This window comes from Janthinobacterium agaricidamnosum NBRC 102515 = DSM 9628 (assembly GCF_000723165.1).
GTDB classification, from domain to species: domain Bacteria; phylum Pseudomonadota; class Gammaproteobacteria; order Burkholderiales; family Burkholderiaceae_D; genus Janthinobacterium; species Janthinobacterium agaricidamnosum.
Map to the genome: position 1 here is coordinate 5,805,423 of NZ_HG322949.1, position 21,044 is coordinate 5,826,466.

The following is a 21,044-nucleotide window of genomic DNA, read 5'->3' on the forward strand; positions in this document are numbered from 1 at the left end:
ATTGCTACTCTTCGAAGCGCGGCCGTTCGCGGCGCAGGATGCGCAGCAGGCTGTCCATATGCGCCCGGCCGCTGGCCGGGTCGCCTGCGCGCATCTGGCGGTGCGCCAGCAGCGCCACTTCCGGGGCGATCCGCACCAGCTCCCGGCCGGTGCTCATGGCCCTGATCTGCACTTCGGCGGCCCGTTCCAGGTAGTATAAATCGTCCCACGCCTCGGCGATGCTGGGGCCGGTCACCATCACGCCGTGGTTTTTCATGAACACGATATCGGCGTCGCCCAGCGCCTGCGCGATGCGTTCCCCCTCGCGATTGTCCAGCGCCAGCCCGTTGTATTGGCGGTCGACCGCGATGCGACCGTAAAACTTCAGCGCGGTCTGGCCCAGCCATAAGAATGGCTCGTCTTCGATCATGCTCAGCGCGGTGGCGTTCGGCATATGGGTATGCAGCGCCGCGTTGACCGCCGGTTTCAGCTGGTGCAGCCGGGCGTGGATATAAAACGCGGTCGCTTCCGGCCGGCCCTCGCCGGCCAGCACATGGCCGTCGAAATCGCAGACCAGCAATTGGCTGGCGGTGAGTTCCTCGAACGCGTAGCCATACGGATTGACCAGGAACAGGTCGGGATGGCCCGGCACCAGCGCCGAAAAGTGGTTGCAGATACCTTCGGCATAACCGTGCCGCGCCGCCATCTGGAAGCAGGCCGCCAGTTCGATGCGGGCTTGCTGGATCGCGTCGCTGTCCAGGCGCCGGGCCGGGATGGCCGATGCCGGGGTATCGATGGTGTAGGTGTGCGCCATGTCGGCTCTCCTCGAATCGGGTGCTTATTCGGGCTGGGCCATCCAGCCCAGCGTGGCGAACAGCCGCGGCACCTGGTCCAGCGTGGCCAGCGTGGCGTCGGGCCGGTAGTCCGGCAGCGTCTGGCGGCCGGTGCCGCGGTCGATCCACACGCAGCGGAAACCCAGTTCGCGCGCCGCCGCGTGGTCCAGGTGCGGGCTGGCGCAAATGTGCACCACCTCGTCCTTGCCGACGCCCAGCCGGGACCAGGCGTGCTCGAAAATCCGCCGCGACGGTTTGTATGCCTGCGCCTGCTGGGCGCTGATGACACGGTCGATATGGCCGCCCAGTTGCGCCACGTTGCCGGCGATGATGTCGTCGTCGGTATTCGAAATGATGCACAGCTTGAAGCCGGCCTGTTTCAGCAAGCGCAGCGTCTCGACCACTTCCGGGAACGGCGGCATCGCCGAGATATTGTCGGTCAGGGTGCGGATATCGCTGTCGTCGTTCGGCAAGCCCAATGCATTCAAGGCCATCTGCAAACCCTGGCCGGCCACCGAGCGGAACGAGCGGTGCGGCACCGATTTTTCCAGCGCGTGTTCATGTTCGTCGTACAGGCCGATCAATTGCGCCTGTACGTCGCCGTCGGCCGGCACGTCCTTGCCGCGCAGGATAGTGCTGACCGCCGCCTGCAAGCCTTCGTCCCATTGTATCAGCGTGCCGTAGCAATCGAAGGTGAGCCAGGTGGGACGGGGAGTCGGGTTCAGGGACATCGGAGCGCCTTTAAAGTCATGAGAATATGGCAATCCTATAATGAGTTGAGCATATTTGGAAATTAAATTAAACTGAGTATGTCATTCTATTTTTAAATATGGAACCGTGCCGATGCTGGACCTGGAATTGTTGAACACCCTGGTGTGCGTGATCGAGGAAGGCAGTTTTACGCGCGCCGGCGAGCGGGTGCACCGTACCCAGTCGACCGTCAGCCAGCAAATCCGCAAGCTGGAGCAAAACCTCGGCCGCACCTTGCTGCTGCGCGACAAGAGCGGCAGCCATGTGACGCCGACCGAACATGGCGAATTGCTGGTGGCGTATGCGCGCAGCTTGCTGGCGCTGGCCCAGGAAGCCGAGGAAGCGCTGTCGGTCCAGTTGCCGCTGATGCCGGTGCGGTTGGGGATACCGGAAGATTTCGACGCCGCCACTATTTCAGAGTTGTTATCCGGCTTCATGCGGCTGGAGCCCGGCGTGCGGCTGGCCACCGTCAGCGGCATGAGCACCGACTTGCGCCGCAAGATGACGGACGGCGAACTCGATATCGCGCTGGTCAAGCGCGAACCGGGCAGCGGCGACGCGGTCGCGCACTGGCCCGAGCCGCTGGTCTGGGCCGCCGGCGCGCACACCGCATTGCCGGATGGCGCGGTGCCGCTGGCGCTGTTTCCGCAAGGCTGCGTGTACCGCGCCCGCGCGATCCGCACGCTGGACAAGGCCGGCCGCCGCTGGCGGGTCGCGTTCGGCAGCCACAGCCTGATGGGCATCCAGGCCGCCGTCGCCGCGGGATTGGGGATCTCGGTCTTGCCGGCCAGCGCCCTGCTGCCGGGCCACCGGGTGCTGGGTGCGGCCGACGGTTTCCCCGAGCTGGCGCCGACCGAGCTGGCGCTGCTGAAAGCGCCGGCGCCGCCGGGCGCGGCGCAGCGCAAGCTGCTCGATTACCTGGGCCAGGCGATCACCCAAGTCATCGCGGCGCGGGCACGGCATACAGCCGCATGAACAGCGCCACGCCGCGTTCGACGCGGCGGCGTACTGCGTCGGCCGACATCGGTGCGCGCGCCCGCAGATTGATTTCCAGGCTGGCAAAGCCATGCCAGATGCCGGTCAGGTCGGCGGCCGCGTCCATCGGTGTATCGGCGGCGATGTGGCCCTGCCCGACGCGATCAGCCGGTCCCAGCCGGTCAGCTGGCGCTGGCTGGCGAAGTCCATATGGCGCAGGCCGAATTCGCTAATCATGCTTTTTTGGAAGGTAATTCTATATATGCGCGCCTACCGCATGTGTTACTTTTTCGAAAAAGTTATCAGCATTTTTACAACAGTCAACAGATTCATTGATGTAAAAAACTGTAATTATTTTTTACAAATTTGACAAATAGGCATCTACAGTGTTTTGATTGTCCCCCTCAAGGACAAGCCCATTGTTTCTTCTTGAGAATAGCCGCGAAAAAGCGGACACACGGGTAGGGAACCAGGATTTTGCACAATAATTTCCGTTCTCGGCATTATCAAAACATTATGTTGTAGATGGAGAAGTGAGTGAAGAACATCGCATTCAAGCGCAGCGTCGTTGCCGTCGCGCTGACCCTGGGTTCGTCCCATGTCGTCATGGCCCAGGCTAGTCCGGCGGAGCCGGCGGTGCACAAGGTTTTTGTCACCGGTTCCAACATCAAGCGCGCTGAAAAGGAAGGCTCTTCGCCGGTGCAAATCGTCGGCGCCAGGGACATCGCGACCACCGGCGCGACCACCGTCGCCGAATTGCTGCACTCGATCCCGGCCTTCGGTTCCGGCGCCAGCGTCGACGTGATCGACGGCGGCTTTTCGCGCGGTGCGGCCACCGCGTCGCTGCGCGGCCTCGGTTCGTCCTCGACGCTGGTCCTGTTGAACGGCCGCCGCATCGCCGCGTCCGCCTATGCCGATCCGAACCAGGGCAAGTCGGCGGTGTACGACTTGAATGCGATCCCGCTGTCGGCCATCGAACGGGTGGAAATCTTCAAGGACGGCGCTTCGGCCGTGTACGGTTCCGACGCGATCGCCGGCGTGATCAATTTCATCACCAAGAGCGATTACCGCGGCCTGGAAATGAGCGCCAGCATCAGCGCCAATGGCGACAATGCATTCGGCCGCAAGAACGCCAGCGGTATTTTTGGTTTCGGCAACCTGGCGCAAGACGGCTACAACGGTTTCATCAGCTTCGACGTAGCCAAGCGCGACCGTACCGCGATCAAGGATGTCAAGGGGATCGAAGCGGCCATGTACGCCGACATCAACGGCCGCCTGAATCCGTATTCGAGCAGCTTGAGCAACCAGCCGTTCTTTTATCGCGAAGTACGGCCTGGCGCTTTCGCCACCTCGCTGAGCCAGGGCAAGGACATCATCAACCGCAGCAATTGCGATCCATCGCAGCGGCTGGTCGGCAACGCGGCGGCGCACAACCTGACGGCCACCGATCCATTGATCGGCCGCACCTTCTGCAACTACGACATCGACGATTACGCCGAAGCGCAAGGCGCCGGCAAGGACGCCAACCTGCTGTCGCGCGTTACCTTCGACCTGACGCCCAACGTCACCGCCTTCACCGAGGCCTCGTACAGCCGTTCCGAGCGCACTTATACCGGTGCCCCGCGCACGTTCCGCAGCACCTCCTCGTCCACCGCCTACAGCTTGAGTGGCTTGCCGCAGCAATTCCAGATCATCTTGCCGATCGGCCATCCGGACAATCCCTTCACCGCCGCCAACGGTTATGCCCCGTCGCGCTCGGCGGTCGGTTACCGCTTGCCTGGCGCCGCGGGCAACGACAACTTGAACCAATCCTACCGTCTGGTGGCCGGCTTGAAAGGCAGCAGCGGCGCGTTCGACTGGGAAACCGCGGTCTTGTGGAACCGTAACGAGCGTACCGAGCATTACAACGGCTTGCTGTACAAACCGACGCTGCAACGCATCATGACCGAGAACCGCACGCTGGCCGAAACCGCGGCCGATCCGGGCGCGACCTACAACGCGACCAACCAAGGTTTTTCGCAAACGACGCAAATCGACGCCAAGGCATCGACGGCTTTCGGCCAGCTGGCCGGTGGCCAGGCCGGCCTGGCGTTCGGTACCGAATTGCGTCAAGAGAAAATCGGCCTGACCCCGGACCAGGCCACCCAGGATGGCAAGATCGTCGGCCTGGCCAACTCGCTGGCCGATGGCCAGCGCAATGTCAGCTCGGCCTTTGTCGAATTGCGTACGCCCTTCGCGAAAAACTTTGAAATGGATTTTGCCGGCCGTTACGATAAATACCAGGGCATGAAAATTAACTTCGTGCCGAAAGTGGGCGCCAAGTGGACCGCGACCGACAAGATCGCCGTGCGTGGCACCTGGGCCGAAGGTTTTCGCGCACCTGCGCTGACCCAGATTTCGCCAGGCGGCGTGCAATCGTTCTCGACCGTAAAAGACCCGATCCGTTGCCCGGATGGCGTGAATCCCTTGCCAGGCGCCGAAAAAGTGGATTGCTCCGGCAAGAGTATTTCCGGCTTGTCTTCGGCCAACCCGGACTTGACGCCTGAGAAATCGAAGAGCATGTCGCTCGGCCTGATCCTGGCCCCCGCGACCAACATCGACGTGCTGATCGATTACTACCGCATCAAGAAAGTCGACGAGACCGCCTTGCTGGGCGCCCAGTTCGTGATCGACCATGCCGACCTGTTCCCTGGCCGCGTGGTGCGCGACACCAGCCCTGGCGGTTTCGTGACCGACAAGAATGGCAATCCGATCCCGAACTCGGGCCCGCTGCAACAAGTGAACCGCACCTACGTCAACCAGGGCAGCACCCAGGTCAGCGGCGTCGATTTCGAAGTTGCGATGCGTAATTCACTGGGCGAATACGGCAAGCTGAGCACCAGGCTGAACTGGAGCTACCTGATGGAATTCCGCCGCGCCGAACGTCCGGGCGCTGTCGCGGCCAATACCGCCGGTTACAACGGCGGCCTGTCCGACTGGTCCACCTCGGTGGGCGACAATCCCAAGAACCGCGGCAATATCTCGACCACCTGGACCCGTGGCGACCATGCGCTGACCGGCTCGATCGACTATGTCGGCCCGGTCTCGCTGCTGCGCCGTAGCGACAACACGGTGACGTATCCAGTCGCTTTCTGCCACTACGGCGCGGGCCAGCCAGCCGGTTCCCCTAGCTTGGGCGGTATGCCGAAGTTCTCCAACTACATCAGCAACTGCGATGTGAAGAGCTGGACCACGCTGGGCATGAACTATGCCTACACCGGCATCAAGAACCTGACCATGTCGTTTAACATCCGTAACGTGCTCGACACCAAAGCACCTTACGATCCGCGTTATCCTATCGAAGGTTTCAACAGCCAATTGCATAACGCACAAGGCCGTTACTTCCGCGTTAGTGCAAACTACAAATTCATGTAATTCGCCATCAGCTTGACTTGGGCTGAGCAAAAGCCATCCGGATATCTTTCATCCGGATGGCTTTTTTTATATGCCTTTATTGTTTACCAGGTCGCGGAAACAAGGGCCGGGCCAGCAGCGCCAGCAAGCCGGCGGCCAGCCAGACGGCGCCCCATGAAGTCGCCGCCAGCAAATGCGGTACCAGCAGCGGCGTCAGGAAGAAGCACAGATACACCGCCGTGTTGGCCATGCCCAAGGCCGTGCCCGCGCTATTGCTGCCGGCCAGCGTCGCCAGTTCGGTGTACGCCACGCCGTGCCATGCCGACACGCAGATTCCGGCCAGCACGAACAGCGCGATCAACAGCCGTGGCGGCGCGGCGCCGCCGGCCACGGCCAGCGCCAGCAGCACGAACGACAGCACCGCCACCAGCACCGACACGCGCAGATAGGCCGGCCGGTTGGCGTGGCGGTCGGTATGGCGTCCGCTCCAGACCCGCATCACCATCGCGCCCAGTTGCAGCGCCACCATGGTGCCGCTGATGCCGGCTATGCCCAGGTGCAAATGGTCGTGCAAGAACACGCTGCCGAACGACAACACCGCAGATTGCGGTGCGCACAGCAGGCCGATGCCCAGCACCACCCGCCACACGCCGCGGTTGCGCAGCGGCGAGACGGCCGGGGTGGGCGGCTGGCCGGCTTGCGCGCCGGCCGCCGGCGTGACATCCGCTGGTTCATGCAGCCACAGCCAGGCGAAGCAGGCCGACAGTCCGCACATCAGCGCCAGCAGCGCATAGACCCACGCAAAACCGTGGTGGGCCGCCAGCCATGGCAGCATTAACGCGCCCAGGCCGCCGCCGAGCGGCACGGCGGTTTGCCGGATGCTCATCGCGAAACCCTGTTCGGACGGACCGAACCAGCGCATCACGGCGCGTCCGCTCGATCCATTGACGCTGCCGCCCAGCAAGCCGAGCAGCGCCATGGCCAGCCCCAGCGCGGCCAGCGAGGTGGCCGGCGGCGCCAGCCACAAGGCCATCATCAGCAAGGTCGCGGCGGTCGACAGCAAGCCGCCAAGCAAGACCGGGCGGTCGCCCCAGCGGTCGCTGGCCATGCCCCACGGCAGCTCTGACAGGGCGACGCCGATGCCCATCGCGCCCAGTGCCAGGCCGAGTCCGGCATTGTCGAGGTGATAGCCGGAACGCAGCCAGATGGCGGTGGTTGGAATGCCGGCCGCGGCGGCGGAAAAACTGGCGTTGGCGGCGACCCCGACGCCCAGTACTTTCCAGCGATGCGCGGCGGCCGGCATGGCCGGGACGGGAATAACGGTAATGCTCTGGTGCATGATGAAAACTTGGGGGAAGTGATTGACCCGGCTAGTGTTACCCAGTAGGATCATTCTGAATATCGGAAAATATTGTAGCGATCATTCGATAAAACAGGACGATGACCATGATGCAGATGAATTTCGACGTGGCCTTCTTGCGCAGCTTTGTCGCCGGCGTCGAGCTGGGCAGCTTCGCCCAGGCCGCCGAGCAGGTCGGACGCTCGACGTCGGCGGTCAGCGCGCAAATCAAGAAACTCGAAGAACAGGCCGGCGTGCCGCTGTTTCGCAAGGCGGGACGCGGCCTGGCGCTGACCGACGCCGGCCACTTGCTGCTGGCCTATGCGCGCCGGCTGGTCGACTTGAACGATGAAGCGGCGCTGGCCTTGCGCGGCATCGAGCTGGAAGGCTGGGTGCGGCTGGGTTTGCAGGAAGATTTCGGCGAAGCCATGTTGCCCGACGTGCTGGGGCAATTTGCGCGGGCGCATCCGAAGGTGCGCATCGAAGCGCATGTGGCGCGCAATTCGGCCCTGTTGGCGGGGCTGGACCATGGCCAGCTGGATTTGGCGCTGGTGTGGGGCGGCGCCGCGCTGCGCGAACAATATCCGTCCGGCCAGACCATCGCGCAGCCGGCGATGCGCTGGATCGGGTCCGGCGCGGCGCCGTGGACTGTTGTGCCGGGTGAAGTGTTGCCGCTGGTCGCTTTCGACCGCGAATGCCAATTCCTGCGCGCCGCCACCGAGGCGCTGGAGCGGGCCGGCATCGCGTGGCGGATCGCGTTTACCAGCCCCAGCCTGGCGGGCTTGTGGGCGGCGGCGGCGGCCGGCCTGGGCTTGACGGTGCGCACTTGTTATGGCTTGCCGGCAAGCGTGCGCGCGCTCGATGGCGCCGCTTGCGGTTTGCCGGCGCTGCCATCGCTGCCGCTGTCGCTGCTGGGTTCCAGTGCGGCCGCCGCGCCGCCGGTCGAGCGGCTGGCGGCGCTGATACTGGCGTCGCTGTCGCCGGGGCGCCCGATTTAAAACGCTTGCGGCGTCGGGCGCAGCATGATTTCATTGATATCGACGCCGCCCGGCTGTTCGATCGCATAGGCCACCGCGCGCGCCATCGCCTCGGCCGGCATGGCGATGTCGTAAAACGCATCCAGCGACTGGCTGCTGCCATACCTGAGTTCGGTATCCACGGCGCCTGGCGAAATCATGGTGGTGCGGATCGTATTGCCCACTTCATAACGCAAGCCTTCCGAAATCGCGCGCACCGCGAACTTGGTGCCGCTGTAGACCGTGCCGCCGGGGCTGAATACCTTGTGGCCGGCGATCGAGCAAATATTGATGAAGTGGCCGCTGCCTTGTTCCTGAAACACGGGCAAGGCGGCGTTGATGCCGTAGAGCAGACCTTTGATATTGATGTCGATCATCGCTTCCCATTCGTCGACCTTACCTTCGCTGAGCGGCGCGATCGCCCTCAGGCCGGCATTATTCACCATCACGTCGACCCGGCCGAAGGTAGCGACGGCGCAGTCGACGAGCTTACTGACATCGCTCAATTTGCGGACGTCGGTGACGGCGACCGCCGCTTTGCCACCGGCGGCGCGGATCTCCCCGGCGATGGTATTGAGCCGGTCGAGCCGGCGCGCACCCAGCACCACCGCTGCGCCGAATGACGCCAGGTGGCGCGCGGTGGCTGCGCCGATGCCGCTGCTGGCGCCGGTGATGACGACGACTTTATTCTGGATAGGATGTTGCATGGGATTCCTGGTCTGACAGTGAAGTAATGCGTTTCAGTCAGTATCGGGGAGCCCCCAACTGCCAAACAATGGAAATGATATGATTTCAAAATTCCAGAATAAGGAACCATGAAAGGATCACCCCATGTTGAACCGGCTCGAAATGCTGCGCATTTTTTGCAGCGCGGCCGATACCGGCAGCTTCAAGGAGGCTGCGATACGGCTCGGCATTTCGCCGCAGGCGGTGACGCGCGCGGTACAGGAGCTGGAACAGTTGCAAGGAGAATTGCTGTTTCACCGCAATACCCGGCAAGTACAAATCACCGCGTTCGGCGAAGCGCTGGCCGAGCGCGCGCGTAGCGCGGTGCAACAGCTCGACGCCTTGTTCGAGCCGCATGTCGACGATGACGAACTGGCCGGACTGGTGCGCATCGCCGCGCCGGCGTCGCTGGCCAAGGCGGTGATCTTGCCGGTGCTGACCAGCATTGCCGCGAGGTATACGAAAATCAATTTCGACTTGCGTCTCAGCGATGAGCGGGCCGACGTGGTCAACGACAAGATCGATATCGGCATCCGCATCGGTCCGCTGCGCGACAACCGCTTCGTGGTGCGGCTGGCCGCCAAGATGCAATTGCGGGTGGTGGCCACGCCGGACTGCATCGCCCGGCACGGTGTGCCGGTCACTTGCACCGACCTGGACCGGGTGCCGACCGCCGCCATGTACGACAGCAATACCGGCCGGCCGTGGCCATGGATATTTGCCGGCGGCCAGCATGCCTTCCCGGACGGCGCGCGCTTCGTCTGCGACGACGCCGAGGCGGAATTGATGGCGGTGTTGGCGGGAATGGCGTTCGGCCAGGCGCCCAGTTTCCTGGCCGACCAGCACATTGCCGCCGGCCGGCTGGTGGCGGTGATGCAGGCGCTCGATCCGGCGCCATGGGATATGTATATCTACCGGCCGCAGCGCGGCCCGATGTCGGCCCGCTTGCGGCTGGTGTTCGATGCACTGGGCGCCGCGCTGGCGCAATGCGGTTGAATCCCTGGTTGAACCGTCGTTAGCGGGCGTCTTTGGGCGCCACTGTTTCGGTATCCAACCCCGCCGGGTAACCTCCCGGCGCCGGCAGTACGCCGTTTTGGTAGTACGGGTCGCTTATTTTCCAGTCCGCCAGATCGAGCAAATATTGCCAGTAATCCGCGTCCCCGAAGGCATGACCTTGGCCGATGGTGAGGTCATAGCTGAGGACTTGCTCGACCGGATGGGCCTGGCCGGGAGCGCTGCCGTAGCGCAGGATTTGGCTGTGATCGGTTTGCGCGATGGGCTGCCCGGCGTATGCCGCGAGTCTGGCTTTGAGCTCGCCCGGGTTTTCCTTGCGCGAGATGGTCTGTCCATCTGCACCGCGTACAGTGATGGTTTGCGGGACATAGTGGCGCGAGAAGGTGGCGAAATCCTCGTTTTGCTCGCTGTCGCCGGCGTCGCTCCCATCGAACCGGACTTGGCCATGCAGGTTGAAGTCTTCGGCGATATGCGCCGGAGCGGGCACGGTAGGGGCATTGATCCACACACGCTCCCTTTGCTTCGGCGTGCCTTGGAGATCGAACACGCCGAGTACCTTCCTGGGCGGCGGATTCCAGAATTCATACTCGGGCTTGCCGTCAAACGTCTTGAGGTAGGAATTTTCCGTCCGCACCGGCGTGCCGTCGGATGAAAGCAAATAGCCGCCCGAGCCGGTACGTACTTTTTCACGCACACGCATTTGCTCATGGAAGTAGCTGAACCAGTAGTTCTGCCGTTCACCGACGGCGGGTGTGCCTAGTCCCCCGCTGTTGCGGGCAAATACGCGCTGATAGACATTGGGCAAGCGATTGGCATGCTCGCTAATGATGCGTTCCGGAATACCGCGCCAGCCGATGCCCTCGACCGCGGCGACGCCGATCACCCGGTCGTGCGGATTGAAATTGACAAACACCTTGCCCCGGTTGTCGCGGCTGGCGTGCTCGCACTGCTGCCATTGGTGGCCTTCGTCGTTGACCTTGGCGGCGCCGATCTGCTGATGCCAGTCATCGCGTTCCGCTTCGTGGTGGACGTGCATGGTCGTTTGGTCCTTGATGCCAACATGCGCGCAATCGGCGTTTTTCTCATCGTCCGCGTAGTCGTCTTTGGCCGCTTTGATCTTGTCGGCGACGGCACGGAATGTTTTCAGACGCGCTTCCCCGCTCTGCACCCCGGACCAGCCATTGGTGGCCGCCAGCCAGTCGGTGATGTTGGTGTCGAAGGCGTACGGCGCACTGTTGAGGATGAGTGTATCCGGCGCGCGGCGCTTGAGGTACAGGATTGCGCACAGGGCGATCATGTTGCCTTGGCTGTGCGCCACCACGTTCAGCGGCTCATTGGGAAAATCTTCGCGGAGGGTGTCGATCAGGTTCGCCAGCCGCCTGGCGGCATGGATGTAGTAGGTGCGTGGCGGCGCATCCTCCAGTTGCCGGTTGATTTCCGGGTTGATCTTTTGCAGATCGAGCAAACCGGCCAGGAGTTTGCGCTTGAACCCGCCCTGCCAAAAGGACAGCAGGTTGTTGGTGCCGTTCTGGAACGGACCGCCGCCCCAGGCGTTATCGGCGGCATGGTAGATGCCGGGGTAGCGCTCCATATCGCCTGCTTGCAGCTTGTAGCCCCAGTAAAACGGAATGATGGGGGAATGCGCATCCGTACCGTCTGTTGCCTTTTTCGCAAATCGTTTCGTTACCGGGTCGAACTTTGCACTTTTCAAGCAATTACGGCCAAGACGCTTATTCAACCCAGCACAAAATTGCTCTGCCGCCTGTTCATACCACTCACCTTCGGAATTGACACCATGTACGAAAATGATGGTGCCTGGCATCAAGTAGGGCACATCCATGATGTGCGTGGTCAGCCGTTCGACCTCGTTGGTTTCGCTCTTGATGTAACGGGCTTGCATCCACTGGGCTTTGCCCTTGTTGGCCTTAACGCGTGGCAATGTGCTGAATTCGTCACCCATGATTTATTATTTCATCCCGTTGGAATTGCAGTGAAAACGTGTGTCGATTGGCTGCCCGGTTGGTTTGGGGAAATTCGACAGCACCCCTTCGCTCCATATCTTGTCTTCATAACCCTCCGTGAGGGCCTGAACTGACGACCTGGCGCCCGCGTAGTAAACCTCACTACGGGCCATGTACACATCGCCGCCGCCAGTCCACCTAGAAATATGAAGTTTCCAAGTCCGACCTGCATCGGTGGAATACGGTAACCTTGAGGTGCACGTGAAACTCGCCCCGTCGCCAGTCTGACACCCGGAACTACTGACAATGATCGGTGCGACCAGATACTGATCATTGGCCGCATCGATGACGAAGGCGCCATCGCTGACGCGGTCCCAGCTTGCCACGTCGGTGTGAATGCCGCGTGCCTGGTCGGTGTAGTACAGCCGTGCTCGCGCGCAGGCCATGTTTTCCAGCGGCACCACCTCAAAATAACGGTTGCCGTCAATCCGGTAAGCCACTTGCGGCGCGGCGACCTGACCGGAATAGCGGACATGGGCTGATTGACCGGTGCAAGCCGCCAGCAAGGCGGCAAAGACCACCAGGCTCATGGTTCTTGTCATGCATTTCTCCTGTTGAGCTGCAATCGTGCAAACGACGCCTGTTGCGACTCCGTTTGTGTGGATATGATTGACGTCCGGGTATGTATATTACTCTGGCATAAAATGAACGACTGCCGGTACAACACAAGACGGTTTCTTGTACTTCCTCAAGCCGATGTTTTCGGGCGCGCGCCCGAATCGGCGAATGTTGTAAGCTCAACGGCGTTGTCGGCCCAGGCGCACCGCCGCGTGCCACACCTATTCCACCCGTATTCCAATAGGCTAGCTCTTGTCCAGACTGTCATTTCGCCAACTGCTGTTCGCCGCCTTCATCCTGATCGCCGGCGTGCTGACCGCCACGTCGGTGCAAGCGTTGCTGACGCTGGAACACCTGGCCCGTCTCGGCCGCGAAACGGCGGCGCAGGCGGTGTTGCTGACCGAACAATCGCAACGCTTGTCGGAACGCACGCTGGCGATGGAGCGCAGCGCGCGCCAATTCCTGGTGCTGGATGACGTGCTGTTTCGCGAGCGCTATTTTTCCGCCTGGGACGATGCGCAAGCAGCGCTGGCGACCTTGAGCGCTGCGACGCCGGACTTTTCAGCGAAACTGCTGGCTGAATGGAAATCCCATGCCGAGGCGGCGTGGACCGTCTTGAAAGCCGGCAAGCGGCGCAACGGTGATGGCCACGCGCTAGTGTCCGCCGCATTCGCCCGCTTGCCGCTGATTAACGACAGCCTGGCGCGGGCCAGCAAGAGCCAGGTCGAACGCCGCAACGATGCGCTGCTGGCCGAGCTGGAATACCAGCGCCGCCTGCTCAGTGCACTGGTCGCCGGCGCGGTGGCGCTGGCCGCGCTGCTGGCCACCGGTTTTGGTTTTGTGCTGTCGCGTCCCTTGCGCCGCATCGAAACCGCGATCGAGCGGCTGGGCGAAAATCGCTACGACCGGCGTATCGAGGTCGGCGGTCCGGCCGACACGCGCCGCCTCGGCCAGCAACTCGATTGGCTGCGCCAGCGGCTGGCCGACCTGGATGCCGACAAGGAACGCTTTTTGCGCCATATTTCGCATGAATTAAAAACCCCGCTGGCGGCGCTGCGCGAAGGCGTGGCCTTGCTGGAAGATGAAGTGGCGGGCGGCTTGAGCGATGGCCAGCGCGAAATCACCGGCATCTTGCGGCAGAATACGGTCTCGCTGCAAACCCAGATCGAAGACTTGCTACGCTACAATACCGCCGCTTTCGAGGCGCAGCACCTGGAGCGCAGCCGCGTCGATGTGCTGGCCCTGCTGCAGGCGGTGGTCGGCGAGCAGCGCTTGCAATGGCAGGCGCGGCGCCTGTCGGTGACGGTGAGCGGCACGGCCGTGCACGCGACGCTGGACCGCGACAAGGTGGCGGCGGCGCTGGCGAATGTGTTGTCGAACGCGGTGCGTTTCAGCCCCGAAGGCGGCGCCGTCGAGTTTGTATTGAGCCGTACCCCGGGCGGCATCGCCATCGATTGCATCGACCAGGGACCGGGCGTGGCGCCGCAAGACGAACAGCGCATCTTTGAACCGTTTTACCAGGGCGCGCGGCAAGCGGCCGGCGCGCGCAACGGCAATGGCATCGGACTGTCCATCGTGCGCGAATATATTAGCGCACACCATGGCAGCGTGACACTTCTGGCGCGCCCGGCAGGCGCCCATTTTCGGATTGAATTGCCCTTATGACGACTAGAATTGTGTGCGGTGTGTGCTGTATTTGCCTGGTGCTGTTGAGCGCCTGCGCGGCCAGGTCGGCCAAACGCGAAGCGGTGGTGGTGCCGTCGGTGCGTACCGTCATCGTGCACGACCAGGCGCTGAACGATCTGTTCGCCTACCAGGCCGGCTTGCGGCTGTTGTCGCCATCCGAACTGGCCAAGACGCAAACAGACATCAACAAGCAGGATGTTTCCGCCAAGGCGGTAGTGCGGCGCGCCATGCTGCTGGCGGCATTGCATGGCAGCGGCGACCTGGGCCGCGCCCAGGGCTTGCTGGACGGCTTGATCCAGTCGGCGGTGGCCGCCGACCAGCCGTACAAGCCGCTGGCGCAATTTCTCAGCAATACTTATGCCGACTTGCGCCGCCAGGAAGACGCGAGCGAAAAACTGAACCAGCAAGTGCGCGACGCGCAGCGCCGCAACGACCAGCTGAATGACAAGCTGGAAGCGCTGAAGAATATCGAACGCAGCCTGTCGGCCCGGCCGTCGCCCTTATCCCCGGTGCCGAAATGAGCGGCGCGATGAACAGCCAGCCACACGTGCTGCTGGTCGACGACGATCCGGATTTGCTGCGCCTGCTGACCATCCGCTTAAACGCCGGCAATTACCGGGTCACCGCGGTCGGCAGCGCCGAAGCGGCGCTGGCGCGGCTGGCGGTCGACTTGCCGGCGCTGGTGATCACCGACGTGCGCCTGCCGGGCCGCGACGGGCTGGCGCTGTTCGATGAAATCCGCCGCCAGCACGCCGCGCTGCCGGTCATCTTGCTGACCGCGCACGGCACCATCCCGGACGCGGTCGAGGCCACCGCGCGCGGCGCGTTCGCCTATCTGACCAAACCGTTCGACGGCAAGCAGTTGCTGGAAAAAGTGGCGCATGCGGTCAACTTGAGCACCACCCCGGCCGCGCCGGCGTCGCCGGATGACAGTTGGCGCGCCGAATTGATCAGCCGCAGCGCGCAGATGGCCGAATTGCTGGCCGAGGCGCGGCTGGTGGCGGCGTCCGATGCCAGCATCCTGATCCGTGGCGCCAGCGGCACCGGCAAGGAATTGCTGGCGCGCGCACTGCACAATGCGAGCCGGCGCAGCAAGGCGCCGTTCATCGCCGTCAATTGCGGCGCGATTCCCGAGCAATTGCTGGAATCCGAATTGTTCGGCCACGTCAAAGGGTCGTTTACCGGCGCGGTGAGCAACCGCGAAGGCTTGTTCCAGGCGGCCGATGGCGGCACCTTGTTCCTCGACGAGATCGGCGACATGCCGTTGCCGCTGCAAGTGAAGTTGCTGCGCGTCTTGCAAGAGCGGGCGGTGCGGCCGGTCGGCGCCAACCAGGTGCAAAGCGTCGACGTGCGGATCTTGTCGGCCACCCATCGCGACCTGGACGTCGCGATGCGGGAAGGCCAGTTCCGCGAGGATTTGTATTACCGGCTGAACGTGGTCAGCCTGACGCTGCCGCCGCTGTCGGAGCGGCGCGAAGACATCGCCTTGCTGGCGAACCACTTCTTGCAAAAGCTGGCCGCCAAATACCAGAAGCCGCTGAACGGCTTCGCGCCGGACGCGCTGACGGCGCTGGTCGGCGCCGCGTGGCCGGGCAATGTGCGGCAATTGTTCAATGTGGTCGAGCAAGTGTGCGCGCTGGCGACGGCGCCGCTGGTGCCGCTGACGCTGGTGCAGCGCGCCTTGCGCGTGCCGTCGCTGGAAGCGCTCAGTTATAACGAAGCGAAGCAGCGCTTCGAGCGCGACTACCTGATCCAGCTGCTGCGCCTGACCGACGGCAACGTGGCCGACGCGGCGCGGCTGGCCGACCGCAACCGCACCGAGTTTTATCGTTTATTGCAGAAATACGAGTTGACACCGGCCCTTTTTCGGGGTGATGGCGACCCTGTCGCCGATGCGCGACAAGCTTAATTCCTTCCAAATCAATCACTTGGCTTTATGATGGGGAAACTTGTCGCTGCCAGGCGACAAGATCGGCGGTAAATCCGGGCCGATACCCGATCCATGCCAGCATAAAAATCCCAAGTGATTGATTTTAAATGGATTTATGAGGCTGGCACGCGGCTTGCTGTATGTGGTGATGTGACGCTCAACACAGTGTTGCTTTAACTTCATTACGAGAGGAACTATCATGCAAAAATCGAAACTGATGAACACCCTGGTCGCCGCTGTCCTGATGTCGGGCGCGTTTGTTACCGCATCGCATGCAGCCGACTCGGCACAACAAGCTAAACCTGCACACGACGTGGTACTGGCAGCCAACACCGCCGCGACCACCGACGAAGCCATCACCACGTCGGCCAAGGCCGCGCTGGGCGCCGATGCGCAAAGCGCCGCGTTGCCGATCAATATTACGACCCAAAAAGGCGTGGTCGTGTTGCAAGGCGACGTGCCGAGCGCCGAAGCCGGTGACCGCGTGGTGCAAATCGTCGCCGCCGTCAGCGGCGTCAAGGAAATCAAGAACGAATTGAAAGTCAAAGCGGCAGGCTGATAAACCCGCGGCAGTACCTTGATTCAGCCCCCCTGCGCGTTGGCGCAGCGGGGGCTTTTTTGCGCCGATTGAATACTGGCGCTGGCCGCCCGAGGCCGCCAGATAGGCGTAGGGTAGAATAGTCCACCGTCTATTCCTCCCTGTTAGTATTATGTCCACATCCCAAAATCCCAGCGGCGCCAGTTGGCGTCGCTTCCTGCCTGATTCTTTCACGCTGTGCTTGCTGACCACGGTCGCGATCGCCAGTTTCTTGCCGTGCACCGGCAACACCGCCGTGGTGTTTGGCAATATCACGACGATCGCCATCGGCGCCTTGTTCTTCTTGCATGGTGCAAAGTTGTCGAAAGAGGCAGTCTTGTCGGGGGTGATGCATTGGCGGCTGCACTTGCTGGTATTGGCCAGCACCTTCGTGCTGTTCCCGCTGATCGGCCTGGCGCTGCGGCCGCTGGCGCTGACCTTTTTGTCGCCTGATTTGTATATGGGGATCCTGTTCCTGTGCGCATTGCCCTCCACCGTGCAATCGTCGATCGCGATGACGGCTATGGCGCGCGGCAATGTGCCGGCCGCCATTTGCAGCGCCTCGGCGTCGAATTTCATCGGCATTTTTCTGGCGCCGGTGCTGGTCGGCCTGATGGTGGTGCAAGGCGCGCAATCGAAGTCGTCGCTGGATGCGGTGTTGTCGATTGTGATGCAATTGCTGCTGCCCTTCATTGCCGGCCAATTCATGCGCCGCTGGATCGGCCGCTGGGTCGACCGTCACAAGCCGCTGCTGAAGTATGTCGACCAGGGTTCGATCTTGCTGGTGGTCTACACCGCGTTCAGCGAAGCGGTCAGCGAAGGCTTGTGGCATACGCTGTCGGTCACCACCCTGGTCAGCCTGGCCCTGATCAGCCTGTTGTTGCTGGCGCTGGTGCTGATCATTTCGACGTTGATCAGCCGCCGCCTCGGTTTCAGCAAGGAAGACGAGATCGCCATCGTGTTTTGCGGTTCCAAGAAAAGCCTGGCCAGCGGCGTGCCGATGGCCAAGGTCTTGTTTTCGACCCGCTCGCTGGGCATGGTGATCTTGCCGCTGATGCTGTTCCACCAAATCCAGCTGATGGTGTGCGCCGTCATCGCGCAGCGCTACAACCGCCGCCTGGAAGGGCGCAGTGCCGGCGTGGAAACGGCCGGCGGCTAGGGACGGCGATCCGGGGAAAAGTTGAACGCGGAGCCTGCAAGACGCTATATATCCGTGTATATTACGGGCCTTGCTCATCTTTTCACCGATAAGGATCCCGATCATGCGCCTGCATACCCTGGCTAAATTACTCAGCAGCGCCCTGCTGGTTTCCGCCGCTAGCTCCGCCATGGCGGGCGAGCTGGTGGTATCGGCCGCCGCCAGCTTGACCAATGCGTTCAAGGACGCCGCCGCCAGTTACGAGGCGCAACATCCAGGCACCAGGATTTCGCTCAATTTCGCCGCGTCCGGCACCTTGCTGCAGCAAATCGCCAAGGGCGCGCCGGTCGATGTGTTTGCCTCGGCCGACCAGGAAACCATGGACGCCGCGCAAAAACAAGGCTTGGTGACGGCCGCCGAACGGCGCGATTTCGTCAGCAACAGCCTGGTGCTGATCGTGCCCGGCGATAGCAAGCTGGGCATCAAGAGCCTGGCCAGCCTCGGCCAGCCGACGGTGACCCGGGTCGCCATCGCCAATCCGGCCAGCGTGCCGGTCGGCCGTTATTCCGAGCAAGCATTGCGCGCAGCCAAGCTGTGGGACACCGTGCAGCCGAAGGCGATCAGCACGCAAAACGTGCGCCAGTCGCTCGATTACGTGGCCCGCGGCGAAGTCGACGCCGGTTTTGTATACGGCACCGATGCGGCCATCATGAAAGACAAGGTGCACGTGGTGTTGACGGTGCCGCTGGAAACGCCAGTGCGCTATCCGGTGGCTTCGTTGAAAGCAAGCACTCACTCTGCCGAAGCGAAAAGCTTCGTCGACTTTATTTTGTCGGCCCCGGCGCAAGCCATTTTCGCCAAATACGGTTTCGAAAAGCCCTAAGCCATGGAGGCAGCCTGGACCGCGCTGAGCCTGTCGCTGAAGGTGGCCGCCTGGGCCACCGGCCTGAATTTGTTGTTGGGCATCGGCGTCGGTTATGCGCTGGCGCGTTCGCGCTTCCCGGGCCGCGACTTGCTCGACGCCTTGCTGACCTTGCCGATGGTGATGCCGCCGACGGTGCTCGGGTATTACTTGCTGGTGGTGCTGGGCCGGCGCGGCTGGCTCGGCATCTGGCTGCAAGAGCATTTCGCGATTAACCTGATCTTTACCTGGCAGGGCGCGGTGATCGCGTCGACCATCGTCGCCTTTCCACTGGTATTCAAGCCGGCCCGGGCCGCGTTCGAGGCGGTCGACGGCCAGCTGGAACAGGCCGCGCGCATCCTCGGCATTGCCGAGATGGGCATCTTTTTCCGCGTCACGCTGCCGCTGGCCTGGCGCGGCATCCTGGCCGGCCTGATGCTGGGTTTCGTGCGCGCGTTGGGCGAATTCGGCGCCACGCTGATGGTGGCGGGCAGTATTCCGGGCAAGACCCAGACCCTGTCGGTGGCGGTGTATGAAGCGGTGCAGGCGGGCGAAGACGGCGCCGCCAATATGCTGGTGCTGATCACGTCCATCGTGTGCATCACGGTGCTGCTGCTGGCCAACCGGCTGGCGCCCGGCCGCATCGTCAACACGCAGCGTCCATAAGCCAGCGTCCATACATCAGCGTCCATAGATAAGCGATCCCATGCAACTGGAACTCGACATCAGCGCCACGCTGCGCTCCGGCAAGCGCAGTTTTAATTTGCGCGTAGTGTGCAGCTCGACCAGCCAGCGCATCGTGTTTTTCGGCCCGTCCGGCGCCGGCAAAAGCCAGACCTTGAAAGCCATCGCCGGGCTGGCCAGGCCCGACAGCGGTTTTATCCGGCTCAACGGACGCACGCTGTTCGATACGCAACAAGGCATCAACCTGGCGCCCCAGCAGCGCAAGGTGGCCTATCTGTTCCAGGATTACGCGCTGTTTCCCCATTTGACGGTGCGCCAGAACGTCGCGTTCGGCTTGCACGGCGGCTGGCTCAATCCGCCGCGCAACGTGCAGGACCCGCGCATCGACAAATGGCTGGACGCCTTCCATTTGCAGGAATTAGGCCAGCAATATCCCGGCGAATTGTCTGGCGGCCAGCGCCAGCGCACGGCGCTGGCCCGGGCGCTGGTGGCCGATCCGGCCGCGCTGCTGCTCGATGAACCGTTTGCCGCGCTCGATCCGGCGCTGCGCCTGAAGATGCGCAAGGAGCTCGACGAACTGCAAACCCGGCTGGATGTGCCGATGATCTTGATTACCCACGATCCTGAGGATGCGCGCGTGTTGGGCGAACATGTGCTATACCTGCGCGATGGACAAATCGACAGCAGCGAAGACAGGATTGAATATAATGGAAGCAGAGCTTAAGCCGATACAGTTGCGGGGTTCGGTCTGGATGACGGTGGGCGGCGCAAACCTGGGCGGCGCCGGCCGCGTCGAACTGCTCGGCGCCATCGCCGCATGCGGTTCCATCACGCAAGCCGCCAAGGCCGTCAAGATGAGCTACAAGGCGGCCTGGGATGCGATCGACGCGATGAACAACCTGGCCGGTGTCGCGCTGGTGGAACGGGCCGCCGGCGGCAAGGGCGGCGGCGGCACCCGGCTGACGCCGCGCGGCAGGCAACTGGTGGAAAATTTTCGCCTCATCGAACGCGAGCACCAGCGCTTCGTGGACCAGCTGGGCGACCAGGCCGCTGGCCTCGCCGACGATCTTTTACTGATCAGGAGAATGTCCTTGAAAACCACCGCACGCAATCAATTTCTTGGCCGCGTTTCGCAAGTGAAACAAGGCGCCGTCAATGATGAAATCGAACTGGCCTTGGCGAATGGACAAACCATCGTCGCCACCGTCACCCGCGACAGCAGCGCCAGCCTGGGGCTGGTGGCCGGCGCCGAAGCGTTCGCGCTGATCAAGGCATCGTCGGTGATCCTGGTCACCGACAGCGAAGGCGCGCGTTTCTCGGCGCGCAACCAACTGAGCGGCACCGTGTCGCGCGTGCAAACCGGCGCCGTCAATACCGAAGTGGTGCTCGACTTGCCTGGCGGCGGCAGCATCGCCGCCATCGTCACCAATGAAAGCAGCAGCAACCTCGGCATCGCCACCGGCAGCGTGGTGACGGCGATCTTCAAGGCGTCCAGCGTGATCCTTGGCGTGCCAGCCTGAGATT

21 protein-coding genes are annotated in these 21,044 nt (G+C 62.7%); 13 read left to right on the forward strand and 8 right to left on the reverse strand.

Annotated elements, in window-relative coordinates; genetic code table 11:
* Positions 1-4: 4 nt before the first annotated feature.
* Positions 5-793, reverse strand: coding sequence for an aldolase (locus tag GJA_RS25115; protein WP_038497836.1), 789 nt, complete (start codon positions 791-793; stop codon positions 5-7).
* 24 nt (positions 794-817) lie between these two features.
* On the reverse strand, positions 818-1,543 hold the full coding sequence (locus tag GJA_RS25120) for a haloacid dehalogenase type II (RefSeq protein ID WP_038497839.1): 726 nt from the start codon (positions 1,541-1,543) through the stop codon (positions 818-820).
* 112 nt (positions 1,544-1,655) lie between these two features.
* Here GJA_RS25120 and GJA_RS25125 point away from each other — a divergent pair, with 112 nt between their 5' ends.
* Positions 1,656-2,537 (forward strand): LysR substrate-binding domain-containing protein, encoded by an 882-nt coding sequence (locus GJA_RS25125; protein ID WP_038497842.1) that lies wholly within the window; start codon positions 1,656-1,658, stop codon positions 2,535-2,537.
* Here the strand turns inward: GJA_RS25125 and GJA_RS27925 are convergent.
* Positions 2,503-2,664, reverse strand: a complete 162-nt coding sequence (locus tag GJA_RS27925) for a hypothetical protein (protein ID WP_156484101.1) — start codon at positions 2,662-2,664, stop codon at positions 2,503-2,505. The two genes, GJA_RS25125 and GJA_RS27925, sit on opposite strands and share 35 nt — an antisense overlap.
* Positions 2,643-2,774, reverse strand: coding sequence for a hypothetical protein (locus GJA_RS28560; RefSeq protein WP_277914412.1), 132 nt, complete (start codon positions 2,772-2,774; stop codon positions 2,643-2,645). The genes GJA_RS27925 and GJA_RS28560 overlap by 22 nt, the downstream gene beginning before the upstream one ends.
* 300 nt (positions 2,775-3,074) lie before the next feature.
* Here GJA_RS28560 and GJA_RS25135 point away from each other — a divergent pair, with 300 nt between their 5' ends.
* Positions 3,075-5,951: a TonB-dependent receptor domain-containing protein gene (locus GJA_RS25135; protein ID WP_038497844.1), complete on the forward strand. Its 2,877-nt coding sequence runs from the start codon at positions 3,075-3,077 to the stop codon at positions 5,949-5,951.
* A 76-nt stretch (positions 5,952-6,027) separates the two neighbouring features.
* Here GJA_RS25135 and GJA_RS25140 read toward each other — a convergent pair whose 3' ends face one another.
* A complete protein-coding gene (locus tag GJA_RS25140) occupies positions 6,028-7,269 on the reverse strand; it encodes an MFS transporter (RefSeq protein WP_038497847.1) in 1,242 nt (413 codons plus the stop codon).
* A gap of 107 nt (positions 7,270-7,376) precedes the next feature.
* Between GJA_RS25140 and GJA_RS25145 the strand changes: the two genes are divergently transcribed.
* Entirely contained in the window at positions 7,377-8,267 is an 891-nt protein-coding gene (locus GJA_RS25145; protein WP_038501117.1) for a LysR family transcriptional regulator, read from the forward strand.
* Here GJA_RS25145 and GJA_RS25150 read toward each other — a convergent pair.
* The gene (locus tag GJA_RS25150; protein ID WP_038497850.1) at positions 8,264-8,992 is read right to left on the reverse strand and encodes an SDR family oxidoreductase; all 729 of its coding nucleotides are present in this window, start codon (positions 8,990-8,992) and stop codon (positions 8,264-8,266) included. The genes GJA_RS25145 and GJA_RS25150 overlap by 4 nt on opposite strands.
* 124 nt (positions 8,993-9,116) lie before the next feature.
* Between GJA_RS25150 and GJA_RS25155 the strand changes: the two genes are divergently transcribed.
* Entirely contained in the window at positions 9,117-10,007 is an 891-nt protein-coding gene (locus GJA_RS25155) for a LysR family transcriptional regulator (RefSeq protein ID WP_038497851.1), read from the forward strand.
* A gap of 19 nt (positions 10,008-10,026) precedes the next feature.
* Here the strand turns inward: GJA_RS25155 and GJA_RS25160 are convergent, their stop codons facing one another.
* Both GJA_RS25160 and GJA_RS25165 read right to left on the reverse strand, forming a co-directional pair.
* The gene (locus GJA_RS25160; RefSeq protein ID WP_038497854.1) at positions 10,027-11,985 is read right to left on the reverse strand and encodes a T6SS effector phospholipase Tle3 domain-containing protein; all 1,959 of its coding nucleotides are present in this window, start codon (positions 11,983-11,985) and stop codon (positions 10,027-10,029) included.
* Positions 11,986-11,991: 6 nt separating this feature from the next.
* The gene (locus tag GJA_RS25165; protein WP_038497857.1) at positions 11,992-12,588 is read right to left on the reverse strand and encodes a T6SS immunity protein Tli3 family protein; all 597 of its coding nucleotides are present in this window, start codon (positions 12,586-12,588) and stop codon (positions 11,992-11,994) included.
* A gap of 268 nt (positions 12,589-12,856) precedes the next feature.
* On the opposite strand from GJA_RS25165, the gene GJA_RS25170 reads away from it, so the two are divergent.
* The 9 genes from GJA_RS25170 to GJA_RS25210 all read left to right on the forward strand — a co-directional run bounded on the left by GJA_RS25170 (position 12,857) and on the right by GJA_RS25210 (position 21,040).
* Positions 12,857-14,269, forward strand: a complete 1,413-nt coding sequence (locus GJA_RS25170) for a HAMP domain-containing sensor histidine kinase (RefSeq protein ID WP_038497860.1) — start codon at positions 12,857-12,859, stop codon at positions 14,267-14,269.
* Entirely contained in the window at positions 14,266-14,811 is a 546-nt protein-coding gene (locus GJA_RS25175; RefSeq protein WP_038497862.1) for a hypothetical protein, read from the forward strand. The genes GJA_RS25170 and GJA_RS25175 overlap by 4 nt, the downstream gene beginning before the upstream one ends.
* A gap of 8 nt (positions 14,812-14,819) precedes the next feature.
* Positions 14,820-16,199 carry a sigma 54-interacting transcriptional regulator gene (locus tag GJA_RS25180; protein WP_144241636.1) on the forward strand — a complete coding sequence of 460 codons (1,380 nt, stop codon included), beginning with the start codon at positions 14,820-14,822 and terminating at the stop codon, positions 16,197-16,199.
* A gap of 220 nt (positions 16,200-16,419) precedes the next feature.
* Positions 16,420-16,779, forward strand: coding sequence for a BON domain-containing protein (locus tag GJA_RS25185; RefSeq protein ID WP_038497868.1), 360 nt, complete (start codon positions 16,420-16,422; stop codon positions 16,777-16,779).
* A gap of 151 nt (positions 16,780-16,930) precedes the next feature.
* Positions 16,931-17,956 carry a bile acid:sodium symporter family protein gene (locus tag GJA_RS25190; RefSeq protein ID WP_051781317.1) on the forward strand — a complete coding sequence of 342 codons (1,026 nt, stop codon included), beginning with the start codon at positions 16,931-16,933 and terminating at the stop codon, positions 17,954-17,956.
* A 103-nt stretch (positions 17,957-18,059) separates the two neighbouring features.
* Positions 18,060-18,818 carry a molybdate ABC transporter substrate-binding protein gene (gene modA / locus GJA_RS25195; protein ID WP_038497872.1) on the forward strand — a complete coding sequence of 253 codons (759 nt, stop codon included), beginning with the start codon at positions 18,060-18,062 and terminating at the stop codon, positions 18,816-18,818.
* A gap of 3 nt (positions 18,819-18,821) precedes the next feature.
* Positions 18,822-19,502 (forward strand): molybdate ABC transporter permease subunit, encoded by a 681-nt coding sequence (gene modB, locus GJA_RS25200; RefSeq protein ID WP_038497876.1) that lies wholly within the window; start codon positions 18,822-18,824, stop codon positions 19,500-19,502.
* Positions 19,503-19,542: 40 nt separating this feature from the next.
* Positions 19,543-20,244 carry an ATP-binding cassette domain-containing protein gene (locus tag GJA_RS25205; RefSeq protein ID WP_038497879.1) on the forward strand — a complete coding sequence of 234 codons (702 nt, stop codon included), beginning with the start codon at positions 19,543-19,545 and terminating at the stop codon, positions 20,242-20,244.
* The gene (locus GJA_RS25210) at positions 20,228-21,040 is read left to right on the forward strand and encodes a TOBE domain-containing protein (RefSeq protein WP_038497882.1); all 813 of its coding nucleotides are present in this window, start codon (positions 20,228-20,230) and stop codon (positions 21,038-21,040) included. The genes GJA_RS25205 and GJA_RS25210 overlap by 17 nt, the downstream gene beginning before the upstream one ends.
* The last annotated feature ends 4 nt before the right edge of the window (positions 21,041-21,044 follow it).

Coding starts and splice junctions, on each gene's coding strand:
- GJA_RS25115 (WP_038497836.1), bottom strand. CDS start 793: ATGGCGCACACCTACACCATCGATACCCCGGCATCGGCCATCCCGGCC.
- GJA_RS25120 (WP_038497839.1), bottom strand. CDS start 1,543: ATGTCCCTGAACCCGACTCCCCGTCCCACCTGGCTCACCTTCGATTGC.
- GJA_RS25125 (WP_038497842.1), top strand. CDS start 1,656: ATGCTGGACCTGGAATTGTTGAACACCCTGGTGTGCGTGATCGAGGAA.
- GJA_RS27925 (WP_156484101.1), bottom strand. CDS start 2,664: ATGGACGCGGCCGCCGACCTGACCGGCATCTGGCATGGCTTTGCCAGC.
- GJA_RS28560 (WP_277914412.1), bottom strand. CDS start 2,774: ATGATTAGCGAATTCGGCCTGCGCCATATGGACTTCGCCAGCCAGCGC.
- GJA_RS25140 (WP_038497847.1), bottom strand. CDS start 7,269: ATGCACCAGAGCATTACCGTTATTCCCGTCCCGGCCATGCCGGCCGCC.
- GJA_RS25145 (WP_038501117.1), top strand. CDS start 7,377: ATGATGCAGATGAATTTCGACGTGGCCTTCTTGCGCAGCTTTGTCGCC.
- GJA_RS25150 (WP_038497850.1), bottom strand. CDS start 8,992: ATGCAACATCCTATCCAGAATAAAGTCGTCGTCATCACCGGCGCCAGC.
- GJA_RS25155 (WP_038497851.1), top strand. CDS start 9,117: ATGTTGAACCGGCTCGAAATGCTGCGCATTTTTTGCAGCGCGGCCGAT.
- GJA_RS25160 (WP_038497854.1), bottom strand. CDS start 11,985: ATGGGTGACGAATTCAGCACATTGCCACGCGTTAAGGCCAACAAGGGC.
- GJA_RS25165 (WP_038497857.1), bottom strand. CDS start 12,588: ATGACAAGAACCATGAGCCTGGTGGTCTTTGCCGCCTTGCTGGCGGCT.
- GJA_RS25175 (WP_038497862.1), top strand. CDS start 14,266: ATGACGACTAGAATTGTGTGCGGTGTGTGCTGTATTTGCCTGGTGCTG.
- GJA_RS25180 (WP_144241636.1), top strand. CDS start 14,820: ATGAACAGCCAGCCACACGTGCTGCTGGTCGACGACGATCCGGATTTG.
- GJA_RS25185 (WP_038497868.1), top strand. CDS start 16,420: ATGCAAAAATCGAAACTGATGAACACCCTGGTCGCCGCTGTCCTGATG.
- GJA_RS25190 (WP_051781317.1), top strand. CDS start 16,931: ATGTCCACATCCCAAAATCCCAGCGGCGCCAGTTGGCGTCGCTTCCTG.
- modA (WP_038497872.1), top strand. CDS start 18,060: ATGCGCCTGCATACCCTGGCTAAATTACTCAGCAGCGCCCTGCTGGTT.
- modB (WP_038497876.1), top strand. CDS start 18,822: ATGGAGGCAGCCTGGACCGCGCTGAGCCTGTCGCTGAAGGTGGCCGCC.
- GJA_RS25205 (WP_038497879.1), top strand. CDS start 19,543: ATGCAACTGGAACTCGACATCAGCGCCACGCTGCGCTCCGGCAAGCGC.
- GJA_RS25210 (WP_038497882.1), top strand. CDS start 20,228: ATGGAAGCAGAGCTTAAGCCGATACAGTTGCGGGGTTCGGTCTGGATG.